Consider the following 25,751-nt stretch of genomic DNA (forward strand, 5'->3'; position numbering starts at 1 on the left):
ACACGGCAGACTGTAAATCTGCTCTCTCCGAGTTCGGTGGTTCGAATCCATCAGCCTCCATTTACTTTTTCTAGGGGCATAGTTTAAGGGTAGAACAAAGGTCTCCAAAACCTTTGGTGTGGGTTCAATTCCTGCTGCCCCTGCCAAAAAAGTAAAAACTTAATATTGTGGCGGTCGTGGCGAAGGGGTTAACGCACTGGTTTGTGGATCCAGCATTCGCGGGTTCAAGTCCCGTCGTCCGCCCATTATTACCTAATCAAGTATCAAGATAATGGGGATTAGCCAAGCGGTAAGGCAACGGACTTTGACTCCGTCATGCCAAGGTTCAAATCCTTGATCCCCAGTTTTATATGCGGAAGTGGCTCAGCGGTAGAGCATCGCCTTGCCAAGGCGAGGGTCGCGGGTTCGATCCCCGTCTTCCGCTCCATTATTACTAAGGCGCCATAGCCAAGTGGTAAGGCAGAGCTCTGCAAAAGCTTTACCCCCAGTTCGAATCTGGGTGGCGCCTCCACATTACTTTATAAGCCGGAGTGGCGGAATCGGCAGACGCACAGGACTTAAAATCCTGCGGTAGGTGACTACCGTACCAGTTCAAGTCTGGTCTTCGGCACCATTGTTTTACAACGTATATGCCGGCATGGCGGAATGGCAGACGCGCTCGACTCAAAATCGAGTCCGAAAGGGTGGAGGTTCGAGTCCTCTTGCCGGTATAGCAAAAAAGCTTATGAAATCAATTGATTTCATAAGCTTTTTTATTTGTCTTGACGGCTGTCCATCACGAAGGTTACCCTAGAATTGGTATTCGGGGAAGATGTCACGTAAAGGATGCGATAGCGGTTGAACTGGAGAAAATCTCTGACTTTTAAATTTGTCGCCGGATTTGTGATCATTATTTCTCCACTTATTCTTTTCTTGTACTATAATAACCTATACGCGATTAGTGTCGTGAGGGAACAAGTCTCAGGAGCTAACCGAAACCTGTTGGCGGATTATGTGAAGCAAGTGGATAAGCAGATGAAAGAAATCAACAATTACTTGAATTTGGTCAATGATCGCGAACCCGACGTGAATCTCTTGAATTTCATGGAATATGGTACGGACGATTATATGCTGACGAAGCAAAAGATTTTTACGCGGTTTCAGGTGGATTTGGGATACTTCCAGGTGATCGACACCATTTTTCTATATAATATCAAGGATAAAGATATTGTTCTGAATACACGATCCGACTACTACTTAAATGAGAAAGTGATCGCGGATTACATAGATCAACATCCCAAAGATGACGAGATGCAGAAGATTGGGTCTTGGCAGCTCATTAAGGTGGGCGATGAGACCGCTTTCCTCAAACTAATTAGAAACAATAATTTAGTGGTTGGCTGTTGGATTAAGGCGAACACGGTGGCCGAGCCTTTGAAGTTCCTGGACGCAGAGAACGGCGGCGGCGGGGCTGCGCTGGTGAGTATGGAAGGCGAAGTGGCATCAGAAACCAAATTGACGGAGCAGCAAATTGCGTTGGCAGCCAACGTGCCGGAGCAGCAAGATAAGCCGTATCAATCTGTAACCGATTACACGAAGGAGCTTTCGTATTTGCTTGTTGCTATTCCTGCAACGATGGTTCCTATCAAGTATGTTGTTCTGATTCCGGAAGCCAGTATGCTGAAGAATTTGCCCTTTTTTCGGCTGGCGATATATATTATTCCACTTGGCGGGCTGCTGATTTTATCCTTTTACTTCATCTTCGTTAGAAAAGTATTGCTCACACCGATGAAGAAGCTCATCCGCGGGATGCAGCGGATTACGAGAGGGGATTGGGATGTTCAACTCGAACAGGACAATACGACGGAGTTCGCTTTCGTGATACGTACATTCAATAACATGGTCGGAGAAATTTCCAATTTGAAAATCGACGTCTATGAGCAGCAGCTGCTTACGAAGGAAGCCGAATTTAAACATTTGCAGGTGCAGATTAAACCGCATTTCTATTTGAATTCTTTGAACATTATTACAAGCCTCGCGGCAACAAAACAATACGAAATCATCCAGAAAATGGCCCGGTATTTGGCTGAATATTTCCGATTTAATATCTCAACATCAAGACGAACAGTGACCATAGAAGCAGAGCTTAAGCATATTCAGAATTACTTGGAGATTCAGAAGCTGCGCTTCCCAGGCAAGTTGAGCTATGAAATCAGCCTTCCAGAGGAGCTCGCGCATTGCTCGATGCTGCCGCTTACGATCCAAACGCTGGTAGAGAATTCGATTATTCATGGCTTTATGAATCGGCGTGAGCTTTTTACGATCAAGATTGAAGTGAGAGAAAGCCGAGCAGTTAAAGAAGGGATTGAAGAAAAGACGGTTTGGGTGCAAGTGGCTGATAATGGCGTTGGTTTTAAGCAGGAGATCCTTGAGAAGCTGCAAATGAATCGCTGGCACGAACATTCAGGTGAAAATGGACATCTTGGTCTTCATAATGTGTTATTAAGGCTGCAGATGCGTTATGGCGATCGCGCGCAATTGTTATTCTGTAATCAGACTGACAAAGGTGCTGTTGTACAAATCGGCATTCCCGCAATCTACTTGGAAGATGAGGCTGAGGAAAACGATGACATATCAGATTATGGTCGTTGATGATGAGTTTTATGCGGTTCAAGGCGTGACGCAAGGGATTGAATGGGCGAATCTAGGGATTGAGCAGGTGTATGAGGCCTACGATGCTGAAGAAGCGAAGGAAAGGCTCCTACAGTCTCATATTGATGTCATGATTTGTGATATTGAGATGCCGAATATGAATGGGCTTGAGCTGCTTAAATGGGCAAAGGAGCATTCACCGTGGACGGAGACGATTTTCCTGACGGGGCATGCTGATTTCTCGTATACGCGAACGGCGCTGCAATCGGGGTCTTTTGACTACATGCTGAAACCCTTTGATTATGATGAGCTGCTGGTTGTTGTAGGGCAGGCGCTGAAGAAGATTCAGGAATCAAGGGAGGCGCAAAGCTTCCATGAGGTTCAGCAGAGATATTACTCCCTGTTCCAAACACATAAACCGCTGCTGGAGGAAAAGTTTTGGCAGGATCTTTTGGCGAGGCGGATACCGCCATCCCGCTCATCGTTAGAGTCGCTCATTGCTTTGTATGAGCTGGGCTTTTCGCCGGAGAGCTGTGTACTGCCTGTGCTGATCTCGGTGGAGCTGTGGAAAAAGGAGTTAAGCGCACGCGACGAAGATATTATGGAATATGCGCTTCGCAATGCCGCAGAGGAACTGATCTTGGCCAGCGAGGACGGTGCAGTTCTGCAAGACCGCAGTGGGAATAACTTGGTGCTGTTCTACCTGCCACCGGAGCCATCTTACAATATGAGCAGTCTCGCGCAGCGCTGCGAGCATTATATTCGTTCCTGCAACGAATATTTCTTTTGCGATTTGAGCTGCTACATGGGGGAAGCGACTGAATTTGGCAGCTTCTTGGAGATGTATGTGCAGCTGCTTGAAGCAGAACGAAGCAACGTTACCCAGTCCAATCGTGTTATCCCCTTAGACGAGCATCGGGAGTCGTCCGGACAGGCGCTTTTGATACCTTGGGTGTCAGGTATATCGGTCTTATTCGATTTGGGCAGCAGGGAAGATGTGAAGCGTAAGCTGGATGACATTTTTGCCATGCTGGAGGCAGAGCCAAGTTTAATGATTGAGACGCTGGAATCTTCGTATCATGCTTTGCTGCATATGGTGTTTCAAGTGTTTCATAAACGTGGTTTCACCTTGCAGGATGTATTTGCGCCACGCGATCTGTCCGACAGTTCCTCGGCAACACGCTCCCTGCTCCAGTTCAAGGCATGGTGTTACCGCATTATTTTGAATGGAATGGACTTTATCCTGCATAATGAAAAAGGCGAGGCGTCCGTCATCCACAAGATTTCCTCTTATATTGATGAGCATTTGCGAGAGGATATAACAAGGGAACAAATCGCGGAGTATGTTCATTTTAACCCGGCCTATTTATCACGCTTATTTAAAAAAGAGACGGGGAGCTCCCTGACCGATTATATTTTGGCCAAACGCATGGAGAAGTCCAAAGATTTGCTTGCTTCCTCCCAGCTCAAAATAGGGGATATTGCAGAAATTGTCGGGTATGAGAACATCCCTTATTTCACGAAAATGTTTAAAAAGTCAACTGGGCGCACGCCAAGAGAGTATCGCAAAGAACAAACAGCCTCCATATGAACGGTGAGCCATTTCTAATTGAGATGGCTCTTTATTTTGCACAAAAGGAAGATGCAGGAAGAGAAAAGTAACAAAAGTAGCAGAAATGAGGTCACAATCGGGTATAGAGTGGAACTACATTCGCTTCTATAATGAAGACATAAGAGAGAGAACACACACATACGAACTCAGAGCAGATAGGGGGAAGATCAATGAGCAAAGCAGTAGCAGGGCAATCAGCTGCCAAGATCAGTGATCCACATGAAGTCAAACTGAAGAAAATTAGCTACTTTTCGCAAAAGAAGGCCCTGTATTTCATGCTTTTACCAGGTGTGTTTTATTTATTACTGAACAATTACTTGCCGATGTTTGGCATTATCATCGCTTTTAAGAAAATCAACTATACCGATGGTATTTTGGGAAGTCCTTGGGCAGGACTGGAGAATTTCAAATATTTGTTCGCCACCGCGGATGCTTGGACGATTACACGAAATACCTTGTTGTACAACGGCGTGTTCATCATACTCAATCTTGTTTTCGGTGTTGCCATTGCCATTTTATTAAACGAAGTGAAGCAAAAGCTGTTGTCTAAATTCTATCAATCGGTTGTCTTTCTCCCTTACTTCTTATCCATGGTCGTTGTTGGTTATGTAGTGCTGGGATTCCTCAGTATGGAAACAGGATTTATTAATAAATCCATTCTGGAGCCGCTTGGCTTCGAGGGGATTGACTGGTACTCCGAATCGAGTTACTGGACGCTCATTCTTCCTATCGTGAACACGTGGAAATATGTCGGGTACTCGTCGGTGATCTACTTGGCGGCAATCGTCGGTTTTGACCAAGAGCTATATGAAGCGGCTACGCTTGATGGCGCCAGTAAAATGCAGCAATTCCGGTACATCACGATCCCGCTTTTGTATCCCTTAATCATCATTACTACGCTGCTGGCTATAGGCCGGATCTTCTACTCGGACTTTGGACTTTTCTATCAGGTACCCTTGAACTCAGGTACGCTATTCCCAACAACAAACGTTATCGACACTTACGTCTATCGGACGTTCCTCATTAACGGTGACATCGGAATGTCGTCGGCAGCTGGATTGTATCAAGCGATCGTTGGTTTTGTACTCATCCTTGCCAGCAATATGCTCGTCCGAAGAGTCAGCAAAGAAAATGCCTTATTTTAAACCACATATGAGGTTAGTTCTAGGAGGTTAACAAGATGTCACAAGCATCTGCGCAACATAAAAAAACTAGCGGACTCGAGATATTCGTCCACATTCTCTTTATTGTCATCTCCATTCTGTGCATCGCGCCGCTTATCTTGGTGATATCGGTCTCGTTCTCAGATGAAACGTCCATTATTGCCAATGGATTCAAGTTCTACCCCGAAGTATTCAGTCTAAAAGCTTATGAAATCCTATTTAAGGATTTTGAGCAGATTCTGCGCTCCTATGGCATTTCGTTATTCGTAACGATTGTTGGATCTATCCTCAGCTTGCTCTTAATTGCGCTTTACGCCTATCCGTTATCCAGGGAGGATTTGAAATATCGGAATGCTTTTGCTTTCTTCATCTTCTTCACGATGTTGTTCAATGGCGGATTGGTACCGTGGTATCTCGTTTACGTGAATATCCTCCATCTTAAGAATACCGTGTGGTCGTTGATTTTACCGCTTCTAATGACACCATTTTTCGTCATTGTGATGCGCACCTTTTTTGCAACGACGATCCCCACCGCTTTGCTCGAATCCGCCAAAATTGATGGTGCGAGCGAGTTGAAGACATTTATTAGAATCGTTCTTCCGCTGTCCTTGCCGGTTCTGGGAACGATCGCCTTATTCAATACGGTGAATTACTGGAATGATTGGTTTCTCAGCTTGGTGTTTATCAGTGACAGCCATAACATCAGCTTGCAATATTTAATGTACAAAACGCTGCTGAACATCCAGTACATTACTTCAAACTCTGCTGTTCTAAATGGGATCTCAAGCGGAGGCGGCCAAATTGATTTGCCTTCCCGAACGCTTCAAATGGCTATGGCCGTTGTTGGTATTGGACCCGTTGTTATTGCTTATCCCTTCTTCCAACGATACTTCGTAAGAGGACTAACGATTGGCGCTGTAAAAGGCTAGCCCCGGGCGCCCCCCGGTTACGATAAAGGTTAGTATTCATTTATAAAAACATATCTTAGGAGGGTTACTAAATGAAGACAATGAACAAAACAATGCTAACGACGCTTTCAGGCATGATGGCCATTAGCATGGTTCTAGCCGGATGCGCCAAATCGAATACTACAGAAACGACAGCAGCGCCTGCGGCAACAGCAGCAGCAACGGCTGCGGCTGCAGCCACACCTGAAGCTAAGCCAAGCGCCAAAACAGAGCTGGTCACTTTGTATTATCCTGGCGCTGAACAGAAAGACGTCAAATCCGTCGAAGAAGAAGCGAATAAATATTTGAAAGATAAACTCAATGCAACGATCAAAATCAATGCGATTGATTTCGGCCAATGGAACGATAAATTGAACTTGATGATTGCTTCCGGGGAAGAAGCGGATATTATTTTCACAGCAGCATGGCAAAACTATACCGTGAACGTGGCCAAAGGCGCATTCCTGCCCCTGAATGATCTGTTGGCAAAGAACGGTCAGGATATCGTGAAAAACCTCGACCCAGCTTTCCTCGAAGGCTCCAAAGTTAACGGCAAAAACTACGGAATACCAACAAACAAAGAACTTGCAGCTACACGTGGCGTGCTTTTGCGCAAAGATCTTGTTGATAAATACAAAATGGATCTGACGAACGTTAAAACGTGGAAGGACCTTGAGCCGCTTTTGAAAACGGTGAAAGACAAAGAGCCGGGCATTACACCATGGTTTATTGCTAATCAAGGAAACGGCGGCAGCAGCGGCATACTGGATAACCTGGATTGGGATTATCTCGGCGATGCTTCCGTGCCAGGTGTCATTTCCAAAACGGGCAAAGATACCAAGGTACTTAATGCGCTTGAAACGCCGGAATACAAAGAAGCGGCCAAGCTGATCCGGTCCTATTATAAAGCAGGCTATATCAACAAAGATGCCGCCACAACAACGGTGTTCCCCAAAGACCAGGCGAAGGCTGGCAAAGTGTTCATGTGGACAGATGGACTGAAGCCAGGCAAAGATGCAGAAACAGAAGGTTATGTAGGCTTTAAGTTAACCCAGCTCGATTTGACTGTTCCTACCATTTCAACAGGGGATGCATCCGGGGCCATGCTGGCGATTTCCAAGACATCCAAGCATCCTGATCTGGCTATGAAAGTGATTAACCTTCTGCACTCGGATAAAACGTTCAATAACTTGATTAATTTCGGTATTGAGGGTAAACATTATGTGAAAAAATCAGATACGATTATTGATCTGCCTGCCGGCAAAACGGCGCAAGATACAGGCTATAACCCAGGCGCTCAATGGGAGCTTGGCAACCAGTTCTTGAACTATCTATGGACCAATGAAGATCCGAATAAATGGCAAAAATTTAAGGATTTTAACGCAAAAGGGGTAAAATCTCCTGCACTTGGCTTTGCTTTCAACAGTGAACCGGTCAAAAATGAAATCGCAGCTTGCGCTAACATCGCCAACCAATATGGTCCGGCATTGTCAGCAGGCACCGTCGATCCGGATGAAGTCATTCCCAAATTCCTCGAGAAATTGAAAGCCGCAGGTGTGGACAAAATTATCGCGGAAAAACAAAAGCAGCTGGACGCTTTTCTCGCAGCATCGAAAAAGTAACTTTATGAATCAGGAGCCAGGTTCAAATGAACCTCGGCTCCTGATTTTTTGGGCATAAGGCCTGCGAATTGTTTAGGCAGCAGCCTTTTTTTCGAAATTAACTCTGGAATCTGAACAAGAGGCAGCAGCCTTCCATATGGTAGAAAAGAGAATGAGATGCCATTATGGAGGTGCAAGTGCTATCGAATACCTGGATATGTTAGCTAAGCTTGGGGTGGGAAATGCACATCCCGGGGGGTTCGGAGAGACGATTGAACAATTGAAGAAGTACCCGATAGAAAAAGGGAAACGTGTGCTGGAAGTTGGCTGTGGGACTGGAAGGACGGCATGTTATCTTGCTGAGCAGGGCTGTGAGGTAACAGCCATTGATATTCGCCCGGAAATGATTGCGAAAGCGAATATCAGAGCTGAAAAACAAGGGATACAGGTTCGGTTTCAAGTAGGTGACGTCTGCGACTTGCCTTTTGAAGACCATTCATTCGATGTGGTTATGGTGGAGTCGGTAACGAACTTCGCGGAAGCGCAGAAAGCTGTATGCGAGTACTACAGGGTGTTGAAATCGGGAGGCAAACTTTACGATCGCGAGGTTATTCGGGTCAAGAATATGTCAGCGGGCGTGCACCGTGCGCTTTGCAGCTTCTATGGCGTAAGTAAAATCTACAGCATGGAAGAGTGGCGGGAGTTGTTGGAAAAGGGGAAGTTCAGCCCAGTGGAATTTTCAGGAATCCATCCCTTCCCGTTGACGATGTTCGAAGATCAGGTACAGCACCCCGACCCTGTTCACTTGTCAGATAAGCAATCTTTTATGGACCCAAGGATATGGCAGCTTACGGCGAGATACGATGAGCTTGTCAGTAAGTATCACCCTTATATGGGTTACACACTTATGATAGGTTCGAAGGAATAAGGGAAGGCGAGGAAGGATTTTGGCTCCCGATGGCGAAATAGATGAGAAAGATTATCATTGGGGGCTGTTTCTTTGAATATGGATGTCATAACGGAACGAATTCCGAATCGGAAGGCCAAAGAAATCTATGACCGCATTTGTCGTCAAGCGACCGTATCCAAAACAGACCTATTAGAGCAAAGCGGGATGACCGTATCTACGCTGACACGGCTGTTGGAAGAATTAACGAGCCAAGGCCTCATTCTTGAATCGGGGTTTGGAGCATCTACTGGTGGGCGTAGGCCGATTCTGTATGAGAAGAATACGGCCTATGCTTATATATTTGGTTTGGAAATATCAAGAACATTCTCAAAGCTCGTTCTTGTCGACCTAGGTATGAAGAAATTAGATTCGCACAGTTGGGCGATGACGGGAGAGATGACTCCGGACGCGCTGATTCGTCTGATTGCCGAAGAAGCCAATCGGATGCTGGAACAGCATCATATCCCGAAGGCTTCGCTGCTTGGTATCGGCATTGGGGCTGTCGGACCCGTGGATCGACAATCTGGGGTGATTCTGGAGCCAGCGTATTTCCAGGCAAAGGGCTGGAAACATGTTGAGATTTGCAGGCTCCTGACAGAAGCGTTAGGCATACCGGCGCTGCTCGACAATGGAGCTAATACGGCTATATTGGGCGAGTCCTGGCACCAACGTACGCAGAGCTTCAAGCATCTACTGTACATACATGCCGGTGTAGGCTTACGGTCCTCCATGGTTTCCGAGGGAAAGCTAATCTACGGGGCCGTTGATATGGAAGGTTCCGTTGGTCAAATGATTATTCAAACCGACGGTGTAGCTCATCGCAACGCTTCCGGCAACTACGGAGCCCTGGAGTCCTATGCGTCCTTATATGCGATCGAGAAGGCGGCAAGATCATCGCTGAAAAAGGGACGATCGACGATATTGTCCCATTCCGTGGATGACCCGGACAAGCTGACCTATCAGCATGTTCTCGATGCACTCCGAAAAAATGATCCCCTGGTTGTGGAGATCATTACGGAAGCTGCTACCTATTTTGGCATTGGACTAGCCAATTTGTTGAATATTTTGCACCCCGAGAAAGTGATTTTAGGGGGGCCGTTAATTGCTGGCGGGGAATTGTTTTTCCAAACCGCTACTCAAGTAGCGATTCGGAAAACATATTACTACCCCGCGTATCAAGTGGTCTTCAGCAGAGGGCAGCTTGGTGAAGAAGCCCTTGCCATCGGGGCAGCCGTGATGGTCATGAACCAGCTGGTTAGGCTGTAGCGTTCTTCAAGAACTCAAGGAGCAGCGTGTTGAACGCTGCTGGATTTTCCATCGGAGTTAAATGCGCAGCACCCGGAATTACATGAAAGCTGGCGTCGCTAATTTGATCAGCCATCTTGTTCATCACATCCGGAGGAGCAACGGCATCGTGTTCACCTGCTATGACGAGAGTAGGAACCGAGATCGTACTGAGCAGGTCGACCGAGTCTTCACGGAACGCCATAGCCAGACTTGCATGGACAAGTCCTTCAGCGGCCATCGATTCCATCACAAGGCTTAGAGAATCGACAAGCCCAGGCTGATCTTGCCTTGTTTGTTCGGTGAGCAGCTTCGGCAGCATCGCATCTTTTGCCGCGGCAGCGCCTTTGTCATATAACGAAACGGCCATATTCATCCGATTTCTCCGAGCCTCTTGTCCATCAGCTTCAGGACGCGTATTCGCGAGGATAAGGGAAGTGAAACGTGAAGGGGCTTTGCGCAGAAGTGCGAAGGCCACATATCCTCCCATAGAGAAGCCGCCTAGTGCGGCTTTTTGTATGCCCATTTTATCCATCAATGTCAAAATGTCGTCCGCATATGTGTCGATCGAAATGTTCGTTGCCGGAACATCAGATTGTCCCATGCCGCGCAAATCAGGTGTGATGACCCGGTAATAAGGGGCCAAAGCCTGAACTTGCGATGCCCACATGCGATGATCAAGCGGAAAACCATGCAATAAAATGATAGGTGCTCCTTGTCCTTCTTCCTCTACAAACAGTTCAGCTCCGATAATATGATGTTTCATGTTTTCACCCTCCAATAGTTGTTGTCCACACTCATAAAGTCCTAAATTGCGACATTTTAATAGTGCATTAGACATAATATAGTGAAAATTAGCGAAAAAGTTATGTCTTCATACTTTCATTATGGTTAACTCATACTTCTTTAACATTTGGTTGGTATTCTCAAATTATACCTTTTGTTAGTAACCATATAAAGCTAAAACGAAACATTCATTTTAAAAAGTGAGGTTATTAATATGACTAAAAAGCCGTGGTCTACACAAGAATTGGACAAGCTAATCCGCTTATCCTCTGAATGTCCGCCTGTCGTTATTGCCAGAGAATTGTCTCGTCCGGTCACATCCGTACGCAAAAAAATGCGTGAAATCGGTGTAAGTTATGTAACAGGGGAGCAATGGAAAAAAAGTCAAATTCAATATCTCATTTCAGATGAAGGAACTTCGTATAACAATAAACATAAACTGACACAAGCGCCAAAGGAAAACGAATTTGAATCCCCTGTTCTTGATGAGTTCTGGACAACCTTAGTGAAAATGGCCAGAGTAGCGAAAAAGAGGGGGAAGAGAGTGGATGTCCTTTCCTTCATCGATACATATCGCAAGATTCGTATTGGCGGGTAATAAAATGAAAGTACCTCATAAAAGGTGAAATCCGTTATAACGAGATTTTACCTTTTTCTTTTGTCTATTTCCTTCTAAAATGAGAGAACCACAGACAATCAGGAGGTTATATGCACAGAATTCCGCTCTTCTCATTAATAAACAAATATGACACGGCCATATGGGTTCGTGTTATTGGGACGATTTTAACATCATTAGCCGGATTTATGATGAGACCTTACTTGGTCTACTATTTATATGATAAGCTGGACGGTTCCATTTTATTATCTATGTTGATCGTCGGGCTGCAGCCGTTATGCGGAATTTTCGTGAATTTATATGCAGGCAGTTTAAGCGATCGGTATGGGCGAAAGCCAATGATTTTGGCAGCGCTGATTATCCAAGCGCTCGCTGTTGGCGGATATATGTTCGCCAGCCATGTATGGGAATTCGCGTTGATTTCGATTGTTAACGGGATTGGACATGCGATGTTTCAACCTGCGGCAAATGCACAAATCTCCGACGTGGTTCCAGAGGAGAAGCGGGCGGAAGTTTTTGCGCTTTTGCACACCGCATTAAATATGGGCTCAGCGTTCGGACCACTGCTTGGATTGCTGCTCTTCACTTGGAATCCAACGATTATTTTCCTTTCTTGTACAGTCGCTTTACTTGCCTACGCTTGGCTTGTCATTTGGAAAGTTCCCGAAACATTGCCTGTGCAAAGCACAGAGCAAAAGGCGGCAGCGAAGAGTAAACCAAAGATCAGATGGCGGGATCACAAGCCTTTGCTGTGGATCACACTGCTGATGATGCCGGTTTCAGTGTTGTATGCGCAAGTTGAAACGACATTTCCACTGCACTTGCAGCAGCATTTTGAGAATTACAAAACGGTTTTTGCCACAATCATCACCTTTAACGGCTGCGTAGTGATCGCACTGCAATTATGGATTGCCAAGCGAACCGAGCATATCACGCCTTACATCATTATCGCCGTTTCTTATTTATTATTTGCTGTCGTGTCAATTGGATACGGATTTGTGCCAATCTTTGCATGGCTGCTTGTCGTTGAGTTTTTATTTACCATTGGTGAAATGTTGAACGGGCCGCATATTCAGAAAGTGATATCCGTTATTGCGCCTGAGGATCAAAGAGGATGGTATTTCTCCATCTTCGGCATGAATTGGCAGGTTTCCCGTGCTCTGGGGCCTGTGCTTGGCGGCTTGCTGTTTAGTCACTATGGCGGGAAAGTAATGTTTGGGATATTGGGTGTCATTCTGGTTATTGCCGGCATCGCGCAGAGCAGATACATCAGGGGACTGAATCGCAACCAGGAGGAGTCTAGAGCAAAAGCTGTCCTACAAGCCTAAGGATGAATAGTTGAAAGCTCCCGGTTCGCCAGGGAGCTTTTAAGCTTTTTAATACTTTTGTAAGACATACGTAAGCTTCATTTCGAATATCTGCGGTATAATAAAACCAGATTCGAGGAGGGAATACGTATGAGCTCGCTCATTCTCGTAGTAGATGATGAAACGAATATAATTGATGTGTGTACCGTGTATCTGAAGCGAGAGGGATACGAGGTTATATCGGCGGTGAATGGCGAGGAAGCCATCCGTTTATGGCGGCTGCACAGTCCGCAGCTGATCGTGCTTGACCTCATGATGCCGGGCAAAAATGGCTGGCAAGTTTGCGAAGAAATTCGCAACGAGCAGGACGTGCCCATCATCATGCTAACAGCTCGAGGCGACGAAATGGATCGGCTCATGGGGTTAACAATGGGCGCAGACGACTACCTGACGAAGCCTTTTTCGCCGCGCGAGCTGGTGCTGCGAGCGAAAGCTATTTTGCGCAGGCTGCAGCGCAGCAAGGCGGAGACCGTGCCTGGGGCGGCAGCTCAGTTACCCGCGCATATCCTGAAGTTTCCGGGCATCGAGCTCAACGTACTGCACCGCAGTGTTCGGGTGAACGAGAAGGAAATAGAGCTGACCGTGAAGGAATTTGAACTTTTGCATTTGTTCGCGGGTCATCCGGAGCAAGTATTTTCACGGAATCAATTGCTGAGCAAAGTCTGGGATATTGATTACTATGGGGATACCACAACAGTAACCGTCCATATCCGCAGACTAAGAGAGAAAATTGAGCTTAATCCTTCACAGCCTCGTTACATTAAAACCGTATGGGGCATTGGGTATAAATTTGAAGGGAGGGAGCCGTCCTGAAACTTCGCGTTTATTTGCTCATTGCAAGCGGTGTGAGTACCGGGATTATATTACTCACACTATTTATTTGCTACATTTATATGCTGCTGAAATGGAAAGACGTGATCCTCCTTAGCGCAGTGACCGTAGGCGCGGCGGGCGTTTCCATGTTGATCCACTATTATATGACGCGTCCCTTAGAGAAGGCGATACATGCGATCACACAGGAAACAACCCAGATCTCAGAAGGACATTTTGAAGGCCAAGTACCTCAGATTGGGCCTATTGAATTTCAAAGATTAGCTGGGCAATTCAACCATATGACAGGGAAGCTGAACGAAAGCTTTCAAAAATTGCGTTCCGCAGAAGTTTCTCGTAGAGAGCTTGTCGCCAACGTTTCACATGATCTGAGAACACCTATGGCGTCCATTCAAGCCTTTGTTGAAGCTTTGCAAGATGACGTTATTCAGGATAAGGCTACCTTTGCAAGATATCTCCAAACGATTCGCCTGGAAACAGGGCGCTTAGATGGCTTGATCCAAGAACTATTTAAGCTTTCACAGTTAGATGCAGGCGGTACCGAATTCGTTCCCGAGCGCTACAATGTTGATCACTTGCTGCTTGATAGCTTGCAGAGCCTAGCCTTCCAACTGGAGGAAAAGCAGCTGCAAATTGACATCGATCTGCCGGAACGACTGCCCCCCGTAGCCATCATGCCTCAAGAAATGAAGCGGGTTCTTTCTAATATTTTGGACAATGCCATAAGACATTCGCCAGTGGGCGGTACTATTTCTATTCAAGCAAAGCAACTCTCAGCACCATATGTGCAGCTCAATATACAAGATGAAGGTCAAGGTATGGAAGAAGCAGACAGCAAGAAAATTTTCGATCGCTTCTATCGCGCGGACCCTTCCCGAACAAGGACGAGCGGCGGTGCAGGCCTAGGACTTGCGATTGCCAAATCGATCGTTGAACTGCATGGTGGAACGATTGGCGTAGAAAGCCAAACAGCGATAGATAATCGTGGAAGCAGATTTTGGTTTACATTGCCAATTGATCAATAAGCTGCAAGAGGAGAATTCCTTCTTGTGGTTTTTTTATTGTTAGCCTCTTGTAAGGAATCTGTAATCATTTCGTTAGTGTTTCTTAAGTTCGCTTCGTTATCTTAGTTACTAGGAAGACGTTATGAAAACTTAGGAGGAATAAGAAGATGAAAACATGGAAAAAGATCATCACAGTAACAGTAGCAGCTTGCACCCTTGCTCTACCCACCTTGGCAAGCGCTGAAGAAAAGATGATGTCAAAGTTCGATTACAGCGGAGTTCAATCAATTACCAAAGATGGAACACAGCTTGTTCCGCTTCGACAAATCGCCGAGTCCTTAGGCTTTAAAGTAACTTGGAACGGAGAGAGTCGATCTGTAACCTTGATGAAGTCAACCATGATGATGGAGGACAAAAGCAAGGATATGGGCACAGGCTTCATGATCCGCATCGACAGCACAACCATTAAAGCTGGCGATATGGATAACATGCTCATGACAGCTCCGATGATCGTTAATGACATGACCTATGTACCCAAAGAATTTGTAGATACATATCTATTGAAGGAAATGATGATGAAGTAACATGCTGCAGGCTAGCTGGCATTTAGTAAAATGAATCTGAACCAGTGGTTAACTTCCATATGAAGTTATCGCTGGTTTTTCGATGTGGAGCTGGGCTCAGTGGTTGGTGAGAAGGCGATCTATGGTCACTATCCCGTTGGCTCAGTGGTTGGTGGGAAAGGGATGTATGGACACTATCCCGTTGGCTCAGTGGTGGTGGGGAAGCGACCTATGGTCACTATCCCGTTGGCTCAGTGGTAGGTGGGGAAGCGACCTATGGTCACTATCCCGTTGGCTCAGTGGTAGGTGGGGAAGCGACCTATGGTCACTATCCCGTTGGCTCAGTGGTCGGTGGGGAAGCGACCTATGGTCACTATCCCGTTGGCTCAGTGGTGGGTGGGAAAGCGACCTATGGTCACTATCCCGTTGGCTCAGTGGCGGGTGGGAAAGCGATCTATGGTCACTATCCCTTTAGCTCAGTGATGGTGGGGAAGCGACCTGTGGTCACTATCCCGTTGGCTCAGTGGTGGTGGGAAAGGGATCTATGGTCACTATCCCGTTGGCTCAGTGGTGGTGGGGAAGCGACTATGGTCACTATCCCGTTGGCTCAGTGGTGGGTGGGCAAGCGATCTATGGTCACTATCCCGTTGGCTCAGTGGTGGTGCCGGAAGATTCGTACGCATGTAGGTTATTCTTTTGATTCTGGGAGCAGGTAATTGGGGATCGTCTTTTATATGACTGTATGAAATAGATGATTTTATGAAGTGAACAAGGTATTCAATGGGAAGGTTAGTAGAAAGGCGCATTTCTTTTAGATTCGAAGGATGAAGGATATTGATTAAGACTAAGTTATTACCGTTAGGAGATAAGTGGCTAGGTAGATTAATAATCTACAATGTGACAGGAGTCGGGATGTTGTTACTGAGGCAAGGGGATAGTGGTCATAGAGGATGGAACAAAGAAACATTCGCTAGATAAATGGAATATAATGTTAATTTATAAAAAAGGGCATTCGTTTGAATATTAGCCTAAATGTAAGCCTTTTTTAAGATTTGTACGTTATGATAAGAGAAGTCAAAGTGTTGTTAAAGGATGTGGGAATATGGATTCAAAAAGAGGCTGGTTAAAGCAATCTTTTGGTAAGCGATTGAATTCGATTCATAGCTGGAATGCTTGGATTTTGCTGCTTTTGACGATAACAGGCATCATACTGAGTATTGGAGCTATCCGGGGAGAGCTGGGGAGTTTGCGCGTGACGCTTAAGCAGCTGCATATTTATTTGGGTGTTGCTTCGATTGTGCTCATTGCGCTTTATGCGCCGATGATTCGGAAGCATTGGCATCAGATTCGCGCGCGGCGCAATCAACGCGTGAATCTGGTATTCGTGCTTGCGCTGCTGGTCGGCTGGGCAGCGTCCGGGGTCATTCTATGGCAGTTCCGCCACCTGCCGCCGGCTCTCAACAACTCGGCACTCTTCGTGCATGACCTGCTCACCTGGGTCGGAGTGCCGTATGCGGTGTACCACGCCATCTCGCGCAGCCGATGGCTGAAGCGCCAACAGCGGCTGGAACAAGCCGCCGCTGCTGCTGCAAGACCGCCGGCTGCGAGGGCGGTCCCAGCCGCACCTGCCGCCGCGAGCACGCAGGCGGCAGAGCAAGTACCCGCGGCGGCAGAGGACGTCGCCGCGAAGCGCACTGCAGCGCAGGCGGTTATCGCCGCGCTGAAAGAATCGCCGATCACACGCGCGTCGTTCCTGCGCTTAGTCGCAGGCTTGCTGCTCGTGATCGCGGTAGGGCCGGCCTTTTATCGCTGGATAAAAGGGGCTTTGGACAGCGGCGGCTCGACGACCGCCGAGTATATGGCCAGTGACGGCAATAAGATGCTGCCGGCACCGGCGCCACTGCCAGACTCCGCCGCGGTCGTGGGCGGAGGGGCCAAAGGGAATTTCCGTATTTACACGGTAACGGAAATTCCCGCGTTTTCCTCGGATACGTGGAAATTCGCGATATCCGGTCTCGTTGATCATCCCAATACGTGGAATTGGGAGGAGTTTTTGAACATGCAGCGTACGGTGCAGGTCAGTGACTTTCATTGTGTGACAGGCTGGTCGGTCTATCAATGTACCTGGGAAGGCATCCCGCTCAAACAGTTGTTGGCGGCTGCGGGTGTCCAAACGAAGGCGAAGTATGTGAAATTTTATTCCGGAGATAAGGTCTATACAGATGCACTATCTTTAGATCAAGCCAACGGCGATGATATTATGGTCGCAGTGCTGATGGATGGGAAGCCGATTGCGCAGAAATTAGGCGGCCCTGTCCGGCTGATTGTTCCCCAGATGTATGCCTACAAATCTGTCAAATGGCTTCAAGGCATTGAGCTTATCGAGAAGGAGCACATGGGATACTGGGAAGTAAGAGGCTATGATAATGATGCTTGGGTAGATGCTTCCAAAGCATAAGCGAGAATAGGAATGAGACAAGGGATAACTGACTTTCCAAGCGGTTTTTGGTATAGTAAAGCTAAGAAGCTTGCTTGGAAATGAGGAAATCGTGATGGAAATCGTATCTGTGAACGTTGGCTTGCCTCAATCAATTGTATATCAAGGAAAAGAGCTGGTTACGGGGATTTATAAAACTCCGGTCAGCTCATCTTTGTTTGTATCCAAGGAACAATTGGAGGGGGACGGGCAAGCGGATTTGGAAGTCCATGGTGGACCGGACAAAGCGCTTTGTGTCTATCCGGTGGAACACTACGCATTCTGGGAGCAGGTGCTGGGTCAAAAGCTGGAAGCGGGTACGTTTGGTGAAAATCTAACGGTACGTGGTCTGGTTGAAACGGAAGTTTGTATTGGTGATACATATGCGATCGGAGAAGTCATCGTTCAAATCACGCAGCCCCGTCAGCCATGCTTCAAGTTGGCTAAGCGTCTTGATTTGGGAAATGCTGCTTTGCAAATGCAAGAAACCGGGTATACCGGATATTATTTTAGAGTGCTGCAAGAAGGCAGTTTGTCTAAAGATTCTAAGCTGAAATTGATCGCTAAGGATGAAGCGGGAATTACTGTTGCCTATGCCAATCAAGTGAAGTACCATGATAAAACGAATGCTGAGGCAATCCTGCGCATCGCGCAAACACAAGCTTTGTCTGCAAGCTGGAAAAAATCTTTTTTAAAGCGGCTAGTAGAGCTTCAAGCATGATAACAGGTGTGATTCTTGCAGGAGGGCTCAACCGACGTATGGGAGGAAAGCCGAAGGCGCTTTTACCTGTGCAAGGGGAGCCTTTGCTCGTTAGGCAGCTGAAGGAAATGTCGAAAATCTGCAAGGAAATCATGGTTGTATCGAATGAACCGGAGATCTTGCATCCTCATATCTTAGGTGTATCCGGCTCGAACGTCCAGTTCATCAGAGATCATTATGTACAAAAAGGACCGCTGAGCGGCATTCATGCAGCTTCTCTGGAGGCGAGGGAGCCGCTGCTGTGGGTCGTCGGCTGTGATATGCCGTTTATTTCAGCCAAGGCTGCTTGGGCCATGGGAGAGTTGTGCCAAGCAGCGAACAGGGATGCTGTTATACCTAGTTTAGAAGGAAGAATTCATCCGCTTCATGGTGTCTATACAAGACTTATTGGTTCAGAAGCGGAATTGCTGCTGAAGCAAGAAGAGTATCGGTTAATGGGCTTGCTGGATCATATTGACTGGCAGCCTGTAGAGAAAGGCTTTTTTGAAAAGCAGGAGATATCTACTCATTTCGCAACGAATGTGAATACGCCGGAAGACTATAAAGATATGTTAGATAATCTATCATAATCTTCTATTTCCCAGATATTTCAACTATGGAATCTAGGATTTTGTAAGAAAATATGCCATAATGGTTGGAGAGAGAAGGTGACCTCCGATGCCGAAGCAGTTAATGGATCGCTTTGGACGCATGCATGATTACTTGCGTATTTCTGTAACTGATCGCTGTAATTTACGATGTGTCTATTGCATGCCTGAAGAGGGAATGGAATTTGAACCTGATGAAAAGCTGATGACCTTTGAGGAGATTGCCGAGGTTGTCCGTGTACTGGCAGGACTTGGCGTGCGCAAACTGAGATTAACCGGCGGCGAGCCTCTTGTGCGCAAAAACTTGGAGCAGTTGATCGGAATGCTTGCGCAGATTCCCGGGATTGAAGATATTGCCTTGACAACGAATGGGATTTACTTTGCTTCACGAGCGGAAAAGCTGCGTGCAGCAGGGTTAACCCGTGTAAATATTAGCTTGGATTCTCTCAAAGCGGATCGGTTCTCTTTGATAACCAGAGGCGGTGATATTCGCCGTGTCCTGGCAAGCATTGAAGAAGCATACCGCGTGGGCATAACGCCGATTAAGCTGAATGTCGTCTTGATGAAAGGCATCAACGATGATGAGATTGAGGATTTCTTGCAAATGACGATTGATCGCCCCATCCAGGTGCGCTTTATTGAATATATGCCGATTGGTCATCAGGATGAGAACTGGAAAGCCCGCTATCTATCTTTGACTACGGTGCTGGATCGCTGTAAAGAAAAAGGTTGGATTGCGATAGCTTCCGACGCGGTTTATGGCAATGGTCCTGCTCAGAATTTCCGTATTGAAGGGGCGCTTGGATCATTTGGGCTGATCCATCCGATTAGCGATCATTTCTGTGAGACCTGCAACCGTCTGCGGATCACGGCTGATGGCAATGTGAAGCCATGTCTATATTGGTCAGATGAATTCAATGTGCGTAAATATATTGGCAATAATGAGGCTGTGGAAGATTTATTCTTCCGTGCGCTGGATATCAAGCCGCAAAATCATGAGATGGCGCAAGCGTTGATGAATGAGGAACAGTCGCACACACCGACGCTTCGCAGAATGTCACAGATCGGTGGATAACGATAAGCTAGGAGGAACAGACGTTAGTGAACAGCGATACGAAGCTTAGATTCGGGCGAAAAGTGATCTCTGTTGAGGAAGCTCGAAGCCTGCTTTATGAGTATGTTAATCATACGGAGATAGAGTCTGTTTCCCTAGCTTCTGCCTTCGGGAGAAGGCTGGCTGTGGACATTAATGCGGATCATCCTGTACCGCATTTCCGCAGGTCGGGTGTTGATGGCTATGCGGTTTGTGCGGAGGATATTGAGCAGGCTTCGCCGGAGCAGCCCACCGTGCTGCGCGTGATTGAGCGTATTCCCAGTGGTACGGTTCCCCGGTGGAACGTCCAAAGCGGACTAGCCGCCCGAATTATGACAGGCGCTCCTGTTCCAGATGGTGCGGATGCCGTCGTGATGCTGGAAATGACGGATTCCCTGCAGGATGAAGGCAGGAATGCGAGTTATGTCAGCATCAAAAAAAATGTTCAAGCCGGCAGCAATATTACCCCGATAGCCGGTGAAGTTGCTCTAGGCGAGTTGTTGCTGGAGGATGGGACACGGATAGGACCTGGGGAAGCCGCGATACTGGCTGCATTCGGCCATGCGGAGGTCCCCGTTTATCGGAAGCCGAAGGTCGCTATTTTCTCAACAGGATCAGAATTATTGAACGTCGACGAAGCGCTGCAGCCAGGACGTATTCGCAACAGCAACAGCTATATGCTGGCTGCTCAAGTAGAAGCAGCTGGCGGATCTGCTGTTATTATGCAGGCTCTTTCCGATGATCCCCTTCAAGTAGAAACGGCCTTGCGGGAAGCACTTGGTCAAGTAGATTTGGTGTTGACCTCCGGCGGCGTTTCCGTTGGGGATTATGATGTGCTTGTCGATGTCTTTGGCCGTTTTGAAGGCAAGCTGCTGTTTAACAAAGTCGCTATGCGGCCAGGTACGCCAACGAGCGGGGCTATATGGAACAATCGGCTGCTGCTGGCCTTATCCGGAAACCCCGGTGCCTCTTTCGTCGGGTTCGAGCTGTTTGCCAAGCCTATGATCAAGGCTATGTCTGGCTGCAAGGCGCCTTGCTCTGCGGCAATATCGGCTTTTTTGGACGTTGATTATGCCAAAGGCTCAGCGTACCCGCGTTATGTAAGAGGGACAACGCTTGTCGAGGATGGCTGCTTGAGAGTCAGGCCTTCCGGTATCGATAAATCCAGCATTATGGTCTCTATTAAAGATGCTGATTGTTTGATCTATCTGCCTGCCGGAGGCAAAGGTTTTGTACGAGGAGAATCTGTTCTTATTTATCCGATTCAATAGACATAAGCCGCAAACGAGTACGACTCGCTTACGGCTTTTTTGTTGATATTAGTGAGTATGTGCAGCCATGTTCATAGCTTTCGTTAATGTGATGGACCCATCGGCCTCATTCCATTTGATAGGTACGTTCTTGACCCACAACGGGACGGGCGGGTTGTATACACATTTGATCCGAATAACTATGACACAAGCTTTGGCAAGCGGCATAAAAACAAATAAAAGACGGTTTGTGGCAGCAGCGCCATAGGCCGTCTTTTGATTTTAAAACCGATAAGATTAATGGGTTTTTAGGGAATAATTTTATAATATATCATGAAAGTTAGGCGAAATGCAAGAAAAAGATTGATTAATTGAGGGAAGTATAGTATTTTTTAGAAGAGTAAAATTAGAGGAGGAAGTAAAATGGAAAAAATGTGTATGCAAATGATGATGAACATGTGTATGGACGACATGATGAGCCGTATGAAGTCTATGAAAATGATGATGAACACAATGAAAGACATGAACATGATGGAAAGCATGGACATGGACAGCATGATGATGAACATGCAAGAGTGCGATGAAATGATGACAATGATGATGAATATGATGCGTGAAATGAAACAAACAGCTATGTAAAACGATTGGCATAAGAATCTCCCAAATTCTTATGAAAACCAAACGGCAGAGCAGTCATCTGCATGCCTCTCACAACGAACCAGCCAACCATGCCAGTGGAGCTGACCTCTTCAATAACCTTCATGGCAAAACAGTCCTCTGTATGCCATACTCAACTTCTATTTATAACCCGTCCGAGCATTCTAATACAAACCCTAAGCCTTGTTAGCTTTAATCAATTTCACAATTTCAAGTCGTTGCAGCTTGAGCTCCCATACTTTTTCTCTTAATTGCTCTTCTTCCGTGGAGTTCTGCTTGTGATCTTTCAATTGTTGAAACAGCTTCAGCATATTTCGGTTGATGGAATCAAACATTTGCCACAATTGAAATTCAAAATGACGTGTCAGATGATGTTCGAATTGATGCAGTGTTTGCAGGATTTGTTGCTGCCATTCCGTATCTCCAAGTGCTAGAGCATAATTGTATAGATCAAGATGATCGTTAATCCAGGTTTGGGCGAGGGGGTGTTTGTAAGTAATCATCTTGAACAGCTCCTTTTTATAAACCTTATACCTAGTATTATACTAGGAATTATAAGGAATTCAAGTGGGGAATTAAAAAAAACCGGATTTTGAGAAAAAGTTCTCAAAATGCCAGCTTTTATTGGGTTCATTTTATTCAGCTAATTTAAATACTTTAATGGTTTGGATACCGAATTTTTTTAGTGTCTGTTGAGAACCTGGCACAAAGATATCCAGATGCTTTCCTTTGACAGACCCTCCTGTATCGGTTGCGTAAGCATACATACCGCCTGCTGGAAGACCATTAAACGTATAACCTTCTATATAGAGCTTAGACCCTAGTGGTATTACGGAAGGATCAACAGCTACAGTTCCAATGGATAGGGGATTGCCCATAAAGTCGAGTGCAGCGTAACCGCCATTCTCTGCCGGATCTGCAGAATAGACCGTGGATTGAAATAATTCATAATCAGGTGCATGATGATTGCCGTCTTTGCTCAGTATCGCTAATTTACTGCTCGGGTCCCATTGTACGGGAATATCAGATGCATTGCTTAGAAAACGAAGCGGCACATAAACACGGCCATCTTGGAATTCAGCATGTGTGTCCATCGTGACACGGTTATTATCGATTTCAGCTTCTTTTTGCCCGGAAACCAAGGTGATTGTGTGTTTGTCGTTATTCAGCGTGACTTTGACTTGGTCGCCTTCTTTTTGCCATTGAACGTCATACCCAAGCTTCTCGGTAACGAAACGAACAGGCACTTGTGTAGCATGATTGTCATCCAGATACGGCTGTGCATCCGGGAATTGAATCAGGTCATCATTGACTTGCACTTTCACAGCCATCTCGGCCGCATGCGCGGAAAATGGGGAAAGAAAGCCTCCTGCCAAGACTGTCAAGGACACAGCAAGGCTAGTTAACCCTTTTGTAAGCATATTCAATTGGTGAGCCTCCTTCATTTGAGCCTTCGAGGTTAGTTGACGGGTTCGGGAAGAAGGTTCTCCCTAGTCTGCTCTCCTTCAAGAGCAAATATTCACCCCAAGTAAATCGTCCCCCGTACCGGCACTTTGTCTGTGCACCGGACTCGGCTTCAGATAGTTTAACATTGATCATCCACGCGGAACAACGACCAAAATATGGATGGTCTGATTGTTATACTGGACTTAGGTCTAGGAACAAAACAGTCGCGAGTCCGTTTTGACGGGAAGATGTTTCAGCTAAGATAGAGACATGAAGAACACGTGAAGGGCGGTTGGCAAGATGAGGTTGGATCGATCGAAAGGATTGGCTTTGCTAATGATAGCAGCAGGTTTTCTCATTTGTTTACATCAATTTGGTCACTTTATGGAGTGGCTAATCCCTATTTCGATGGTTGGGTTAGGCTATGTAGGCATCGGCTATGGCAGGAAGGTTGGATGGTTGATCTTCGGACTGGGTGCTTTGATTCTGACGATTAAATTATCCGGATTGCTGGTACTTGCCTTCGCTGTCTGGATGTTCGTATATGGCATTCGCTTGCTGAAGCGACAACAAGTTTCGTCTAACCACGAATTTTAATCAATAGGAACACTGGGGGTGTGGCATAATGAGCATATTGAATCGGATAGGCAAAATGGCGGAAACAGCTTGGCAGGAAACAGCCTGCAAGCTTGATCTGCATGAACGTGGGGGCAACGGTTCAAGTAATGAAGCAATTGAAGCGCTGGAGCAGCGTTATCACGATGCGCTGCAGCGAACGATAGAGCTGCGGCGGCAGAGCGTAGACGCCGAGGAAATGGCGCAGCTGCGCGGCGAGCAAGCCGAGCTGGCGATGCGCGCCGGCGAAGAAGATCTCGCGCGCAGGGCACTGCAAGAGAAGCTGCGCGAGGAAGCAGCTGCCTTGCACTACCGCGAGCAGTACGCGAGCAGCCAGGACCTGTGCCTGGCGCTCGCAGAGGAACTGCGCGAGCTGCGTGCAGGGCACGCAGCAACAGGCGGGCAGCCGGAGAGCGGGCTGCCTCCGAAGGACGCTCGCGACACATGGCGCGAGCTGGAAGTCACCGGCCGCGAGCTCGGCCGGGAGGCGCTGCAGGGGCTCCGCGAAGCGGGCCGCCTGTCGAAAGAGACGCTGAAGGAAGCCGGCGGCAACCTTCAGCAGGAGCTGCGCACGCTGCGCGGCAAGCTCCAGCAGGATTGGCAGCAGCACCAGCGCTCCAGCGATGAGCAAGACCCGCGCGGCAAGAAGTAGCCGCGTGTTTCTATCTAACGCCGTTGCTAAGCTTACGGCGTGCACGGATCATAGTCGATGACCATCCTCCAAGATTCAGGGGAAAGCCTTGCCGATCAAGGATTTTCATCTTGGAGGCCGTCCATTCTTATGGTATGCTAGGAATCTATATCAACTATTATAATGGCAGCCAGAGGAGGTGCAGCGATGGGTGAAGAAACCAAAAATAACCGCAGCCGGAATACAGCATTAGTGCTGATTGGAGCCGGTCTTTTTTTGCTTCTTGATCATACGATAGGCTTTTTCCCCATTCTTGCGATAATCCTCGTCTTGCTTGGTATTCATCGAGTCCGTTCACGTAAAGAGCGCAAGGGCTATGTGTTGATCGGGATCGGAGCCGTGATCTTGTTTGGCGATCATATTACGATTGTGTTGTCTATTGTTTTGATTTCGCTAGGCTTGTTTTTCATAAAGTCTAAGCAGGTTCACAAGGATGACACGTACATTCAAAAACAGAAGCTGATGGACAGCGTTCGTCTAGGTCGTGAGCCTTGGATTTTGCGAAATAGCTCGACTTGGTACATTATCGGGGAAACCTATATTGATCTTTCCCTAGCGATTTTGGAGCAGAAGGAAACGACGGTTATTTTTCAAGGCATAGTGGGTGATGTGGATATTAAGGTTCCCGATGATATTGGGATCTCTGTTACATCTTCTGTTACTTTTGGACAAATACAGGTCGGTAACGAACGTGAGTCTGGCGTGATGAATAAACTGGCTTGGCAGTCAGCGAATTATGAGCACTGTGACCACCGAGTGAAACTTGTTCTGTTTTACATCGTAGGAGATATCAAAATCAAAGTTTTGTAAGGATAACGAGGA

Annotated in this window: 25 protein-coding genes, 7 tRNA genes and 1 riboswitch; of the genes, 28 read left to right on the forward strand and 4 right to left on the reverse strand. The window is 46.8% G+C overall.

Translation table 11 applies throughout. The features are described 5' to 3' along the window. Positions 1-72: 72 nt before the first annotated feature. From BC351_RS19170 to BC351_RS19235, 14 genes are all read left to right on the forward strand, one after another. Positions 73-146 (forward strand) — tRNA-Trp (locus tag BC351_RS19170). Positions 147-170: 24 nt separating this feature from the next. Then, positions 171-243 (forward strand) — tRNA-His (locus BC351_RS19175). Between the two features lie 29 nt (positions 244-272). Then, positions 273-344: transfer RNA gene (locus tag BC351_RS19180), tRNA-Gln, on the forward strand. Positions 345-352: 8 nt separating this feature from the next. Then, positions 353-427: transfer RNA gene (locus BC351_RS19185), tRNA-Gly, on the forward strand. A gap of 10 nt (positions 428-437) precedes the next feature. Further along, positions 438-511 (forward strand) — tRNA-Cys (locus tag BC351_RS19190). A 13-nt stretch (positions 512-524) separates the two neighbouring features. Beyond that, positions 525-613 (forward strand) — tRNA-Leu (locus BC351_RS19195). A gap of 18 nt (positions 614-631) precedes the next feature. Further along, a tRNA-Leu gene (locus BC351_RS19200) sits at positions 632-710 on the forward strand. 127 nt (positions 711-837) lie between these two features. Continuing rightward, positions 838-2,631, forward strand: a complete 1,794-nt coding sequence (locus BC351_RS19205; RefSeq protein ID WP_079414353.1) for a sensor histidine kinase — start codon at positions 838-840, stop codon at positions 2,629-2,631. Next, positions 2,606-4,222, forward strand: a complete 1,617-nt coding sequence (locus BC351_RS19210) for a response regulator transcription factor (protein ID WP_158082146.1) — start codon at positions 2,606-2,608, stop codon at positions 4,220-4,222. The genes BC351_RS19205 and BC351_RS19210 overlap by 26 nt, the downstream gene beginning before the upstream one ends. Positions 4,223-4,413: 191 nt before the next feature. Next, complete coding sequence (locus tag BC351_RS19215) at positions 4,414-5,388, forward strand: ABC transporter permease (protein WP_079414355.1); 975 nt, start codon at positions 4,414-4,416, stop codon at positions 5,386-5,388. Positions 5,389-5,423: 35 nt separating this feature from the next. Then, complete coding sequence (locus BC351_RS19220; protein WP_079414356.1) at positions 5,424-6,335, forward strand: carbohydrate ABC transporter permease; 912 nt, start codon at positions 5,424-5,426, stop codon at positions 6,333-6,335. A 71-nt stretch (positions 6,336-6,406) separates the two neighbouring features. Further along, a complete protein-coding gene (locus BC351_RS19225) occupies positions 6,407-7,975 on the forward strand; it encodes an ABC transporter substrate-binding protein (RefSeq protein WP_079414357.1) in 1,569 nt (522 codons plus the stop codon). 136 nt (positions 7,976-8,111) lie between these two features. Next, the gene (locus tag BC351_RS19230) at positions 8,112-8,882 is read left to right on the forward strand and encodes a class I SAM-dependent methyltransferase (protein ID WP_079414358.1); all 771 of its coding nucleotides are present in this window, start codon (positions 8,112-8,114) and stop codon (positions 8,880-8,882) included. A gap of 78 nt (positions 8,883-8,960) precedes the next feature. Next, positions 8,961-10,169: an ROK family protein gene (locus BC351_RS19235; protein ID WP_079414466.1), complete on the forward strand. Its 1,209-nt coding sequence runs from the start codon at positions 8,961-8,963 to the stop codon at positions 10,167-10,169. On the opposite strand, the gene BC351_RS19240 is transcribed toward BC351_RS19235, so the two are convergent. Next, positions 10,159-10,953, reverse strand: coding sequence for an alpha/beta fold hydrolase (locus BC351_RS19240; protein ID WP_079414359.1), 795 nt, complete (start codon positions 10,951-10,953; stop codon positions 10,159-10,161). The two genes, BC351_RS19235 and BC351_RS19240, sit on opposite strands and share 11 nt — an antisense overlap. Before the next feature lie 234 nt (positions 10,954-11,187). Here BC351_RS19240 and BC351_RS19245 point away from each other — a divergent pair, with 234 nt between their 5' ends. The 11 genes from BC351_RS19245 (at position 11,188) to BC351_RS19300 (ending at position 22,159) form a co-directional block, all read left to right on the forward strand. Then, entirely contained in the window at positions 11,188-11,571 is a 384-nt protein-coding gene (locus tag BC351_RS19245) for a hypothetical protein (protein ID WP_079414360.1), read from the forward strand. A gap of 110 nt (positions 11,572-11,681) precedes the next feature. After that, positions 11,682-12,917 carry an MDR family MFS transporter gene (locus BC351_RS19250; RefSeq protein WP_079414361.1) on the forward strand — a complete coding sequence of 412 codons (1,236 nt, stop codon included), beginning with the start codon at positions 11,682-11,684 and terminating at the stop codon, positions 12,915-12,917. A 129-nt stretch (positions 12,918-13,046) separates the two neighbouring features. Next, the gene (locus BC351_RS19255; protein ID WP_079414362.1) at positions 13,047-13,769 is read left to right on the forward strand and encodes a response regulator transcription factor; all 723 of its coding nucleotides are present in this window, start codon (positions 13,047-13,049) and stop codon (positions 13,767-13,769) included. A gap of 32 nt (positions 13,770-13,801) precedes the next feature. Beyond that, a complete protein-coding gene (locus tag BC351_RS19260; protein ID WP_144028458.1) occupies positions 13,802-14,812 on the forward strand; it encodes a sensor histidine kinase in 1,011 nt (336 codons plus the stop codon). Between the two features lie 146 nt (positions 14,813-14,958). Beyond that, complete coding sequence (locus tag BC351_RS19265; RefSeq protein ID WP_079414364.1) at positions 14,959-15,375, forward strand: copper amine oxidase N-terminal domain-containing protein; 417 nt, start codon at positions 14,959-14,961, stop codon at positions 15,373-15,375. A gap of 1,081 nt (positions 15,376-16,456) precedes the next feature. After that, on the forward strand, positions 16,457-17,812 hold the full coding sequence (locus BC351_RS19275; protein WP_079414366.1) for a molybdopterin-dependent oxidoreductase: 1,356 nt from the start codon (positions 16,457-16,459) through the stop codon (positions 17,810-17,812). A gap of 94 nt (positions 17,813-17,906) precedes the next feature. After that, complete coding sequence (locus BC351_RS19280) at positions 17,907-18,551, forward strand: MOSC domain-containing protein (RefSeq protein ID WP_079414367.1); 645 nt, start codon at positions 17,907-17,909, stop codon at positions 18,549-18,551. Continuing rightward, the gene (mobA, locus tag BC351_RS19285; RefSeq protein WP_079414368.1) at positions 18,548-19,159 is read left to right on the forward strand and encodes a molybdenum cofactor guanylyltransferase; all 612 of its coding nucleotides are present in this window, start codon (positions 18,548-18,550) and stop codon (positions 19,157-19,159) included. The genes BC351_RS19280 and mobA overlap by 4 nt, the downstream gene beginning before the upstream one ends. An 88-nt stretch (positions 19,160-19,247) precedes the next feature. Then, the gene (moaA, locus tag BC351_RS19290; protein ID WP_079414369.1) at positions 19,248-20,252 is read left to right on the forward strand and encodes a GTP 3',8-cyclase MoaA; all 1,005 of its coding nucleotides are present in this window, start codon (positions 19,248-19,250) and stop codon (positions 20,250-20,252) included. A 26-nt stretch (positions 20,253-20,278) separates the two neighbouring features. Beyond that, entirely contained in the window at positions 20,279-21,541 is a 1,263-nt protein-coding gene (locus BC351_RS19295) for a molybdopterin molybdotransferase MoeA (RefSeq protein ID WP_079414370.1), read from the forward strand. Between the two features lie 402 nt (positions 21,542-21,943). Next, a complete protein-coding gene (locus tag BC351_RS19300) occupies positions 21,944-22,159 on the forward strand; it encodes a hypothetical protein (protein ID WP_079414371.1) in 216 nt (71 codons plus the stop codon). Here the strand turns inward: BC351_RS19300 and BC351_RS43940 are convergent. From BC351_RS43940 to BC351_RS43480, 3 genes are all read right to left on the reverse strand, one after another. Then, positions 22,152-22,283: a hypothetical protein gene (locus BC351_RS43940; protein ID WP_279628348.1), complete on the reverse strand. Its 132-nt coding sequence runs from the start codon at positions 22,281-22,283 to the stop codon at positions 22,152-22,154. The two genes, BC351_RS19300 and BC351_RS43940, sit on opposite strands and share 8 nt — an antisense overlap. Positions 22,284-22,353: 70 nt before the next feature. Beyond that, entirely contained in the window at positions 22,354-22,680 is a 327-nt protein-coding gene (locus tag BC351_RS19305; RefSeq protein ID WP_079414372.1) for a hypothetical protein, read from the reverse strand. Positions 22,681-22,812: 132 nt separating this feature from the next. Next, entirely contained in the window at positions 22,813-23,598 is a 786-nt protein-coding gene (locus BC351_RS43480) for a stalk domain-containing protein (protein ID WP_079414467.1), read from the reverse strand. 12 nt (positions 23,599-23,610) lie between these two features. Continuing rightward, a riboswitch (cyclic di-AMP (ydaO/yuaA leader) is annotated at positions 23,611-23,763 on the reverse strand. A 160-nt stretch (positions 23,764-23,923) separates the two neighbouring features. Between BC351_RS43480 and BC351_RS19315 the strand changes: the two genes are divergently transcribed. The 3 genes from BC351_RS19315 to liaF all read left to right on the forward strand — a co-directional run bounded on the left by BC351_RS19315 (position 23,924) and on the right by liaF (position 25,739). After that, the gene (locus BC351_RS19315; protein ID WP_079414373.1) at positions 23,924-24,220 is read left to right on the forward strand and encodes a hypothetical protein; all 297 of its coding nucleotides are present in this window, start codon (positions 23,924-23,926) and stop codon (positions 24,218-24,220) included. 28 nt (positions 24,221-24,248) lie between these two features. Next, entirely contained in the window at positions 24,249-24,890 is a 642-nt protein-coding gene (locus tag BC351_RS19320) for a PspA/IM30 family protein (RefSeq protein WP_079414374.1), read from the forward strand. A gap of 186 nt (positions 24,891-25,076) precedes the next feature. Continuing rightward, a complete protein-coding gene (liaF, locus tag BC351_RS19325; RefSeq protein WP_079414375.1) occupies positions 25,077-25,739 on the forward strand; it encodes a cell wall-active antibiotics response protein LiaF in 663 nt (220 codons plus the stop codon). Positions 25,740-25,751 lie beyond the last annotated feature (12 nt).

This window comes from Paenibacillus ferrarius (assembly GCF_002027705.1).
GTDB classification, from domain to species: Bacteria; Bacillota; Bacilli; order Paenibacillales; family NBRC-103111; genus Paenibacillus_E; species Paenibacillus_E ferrarius.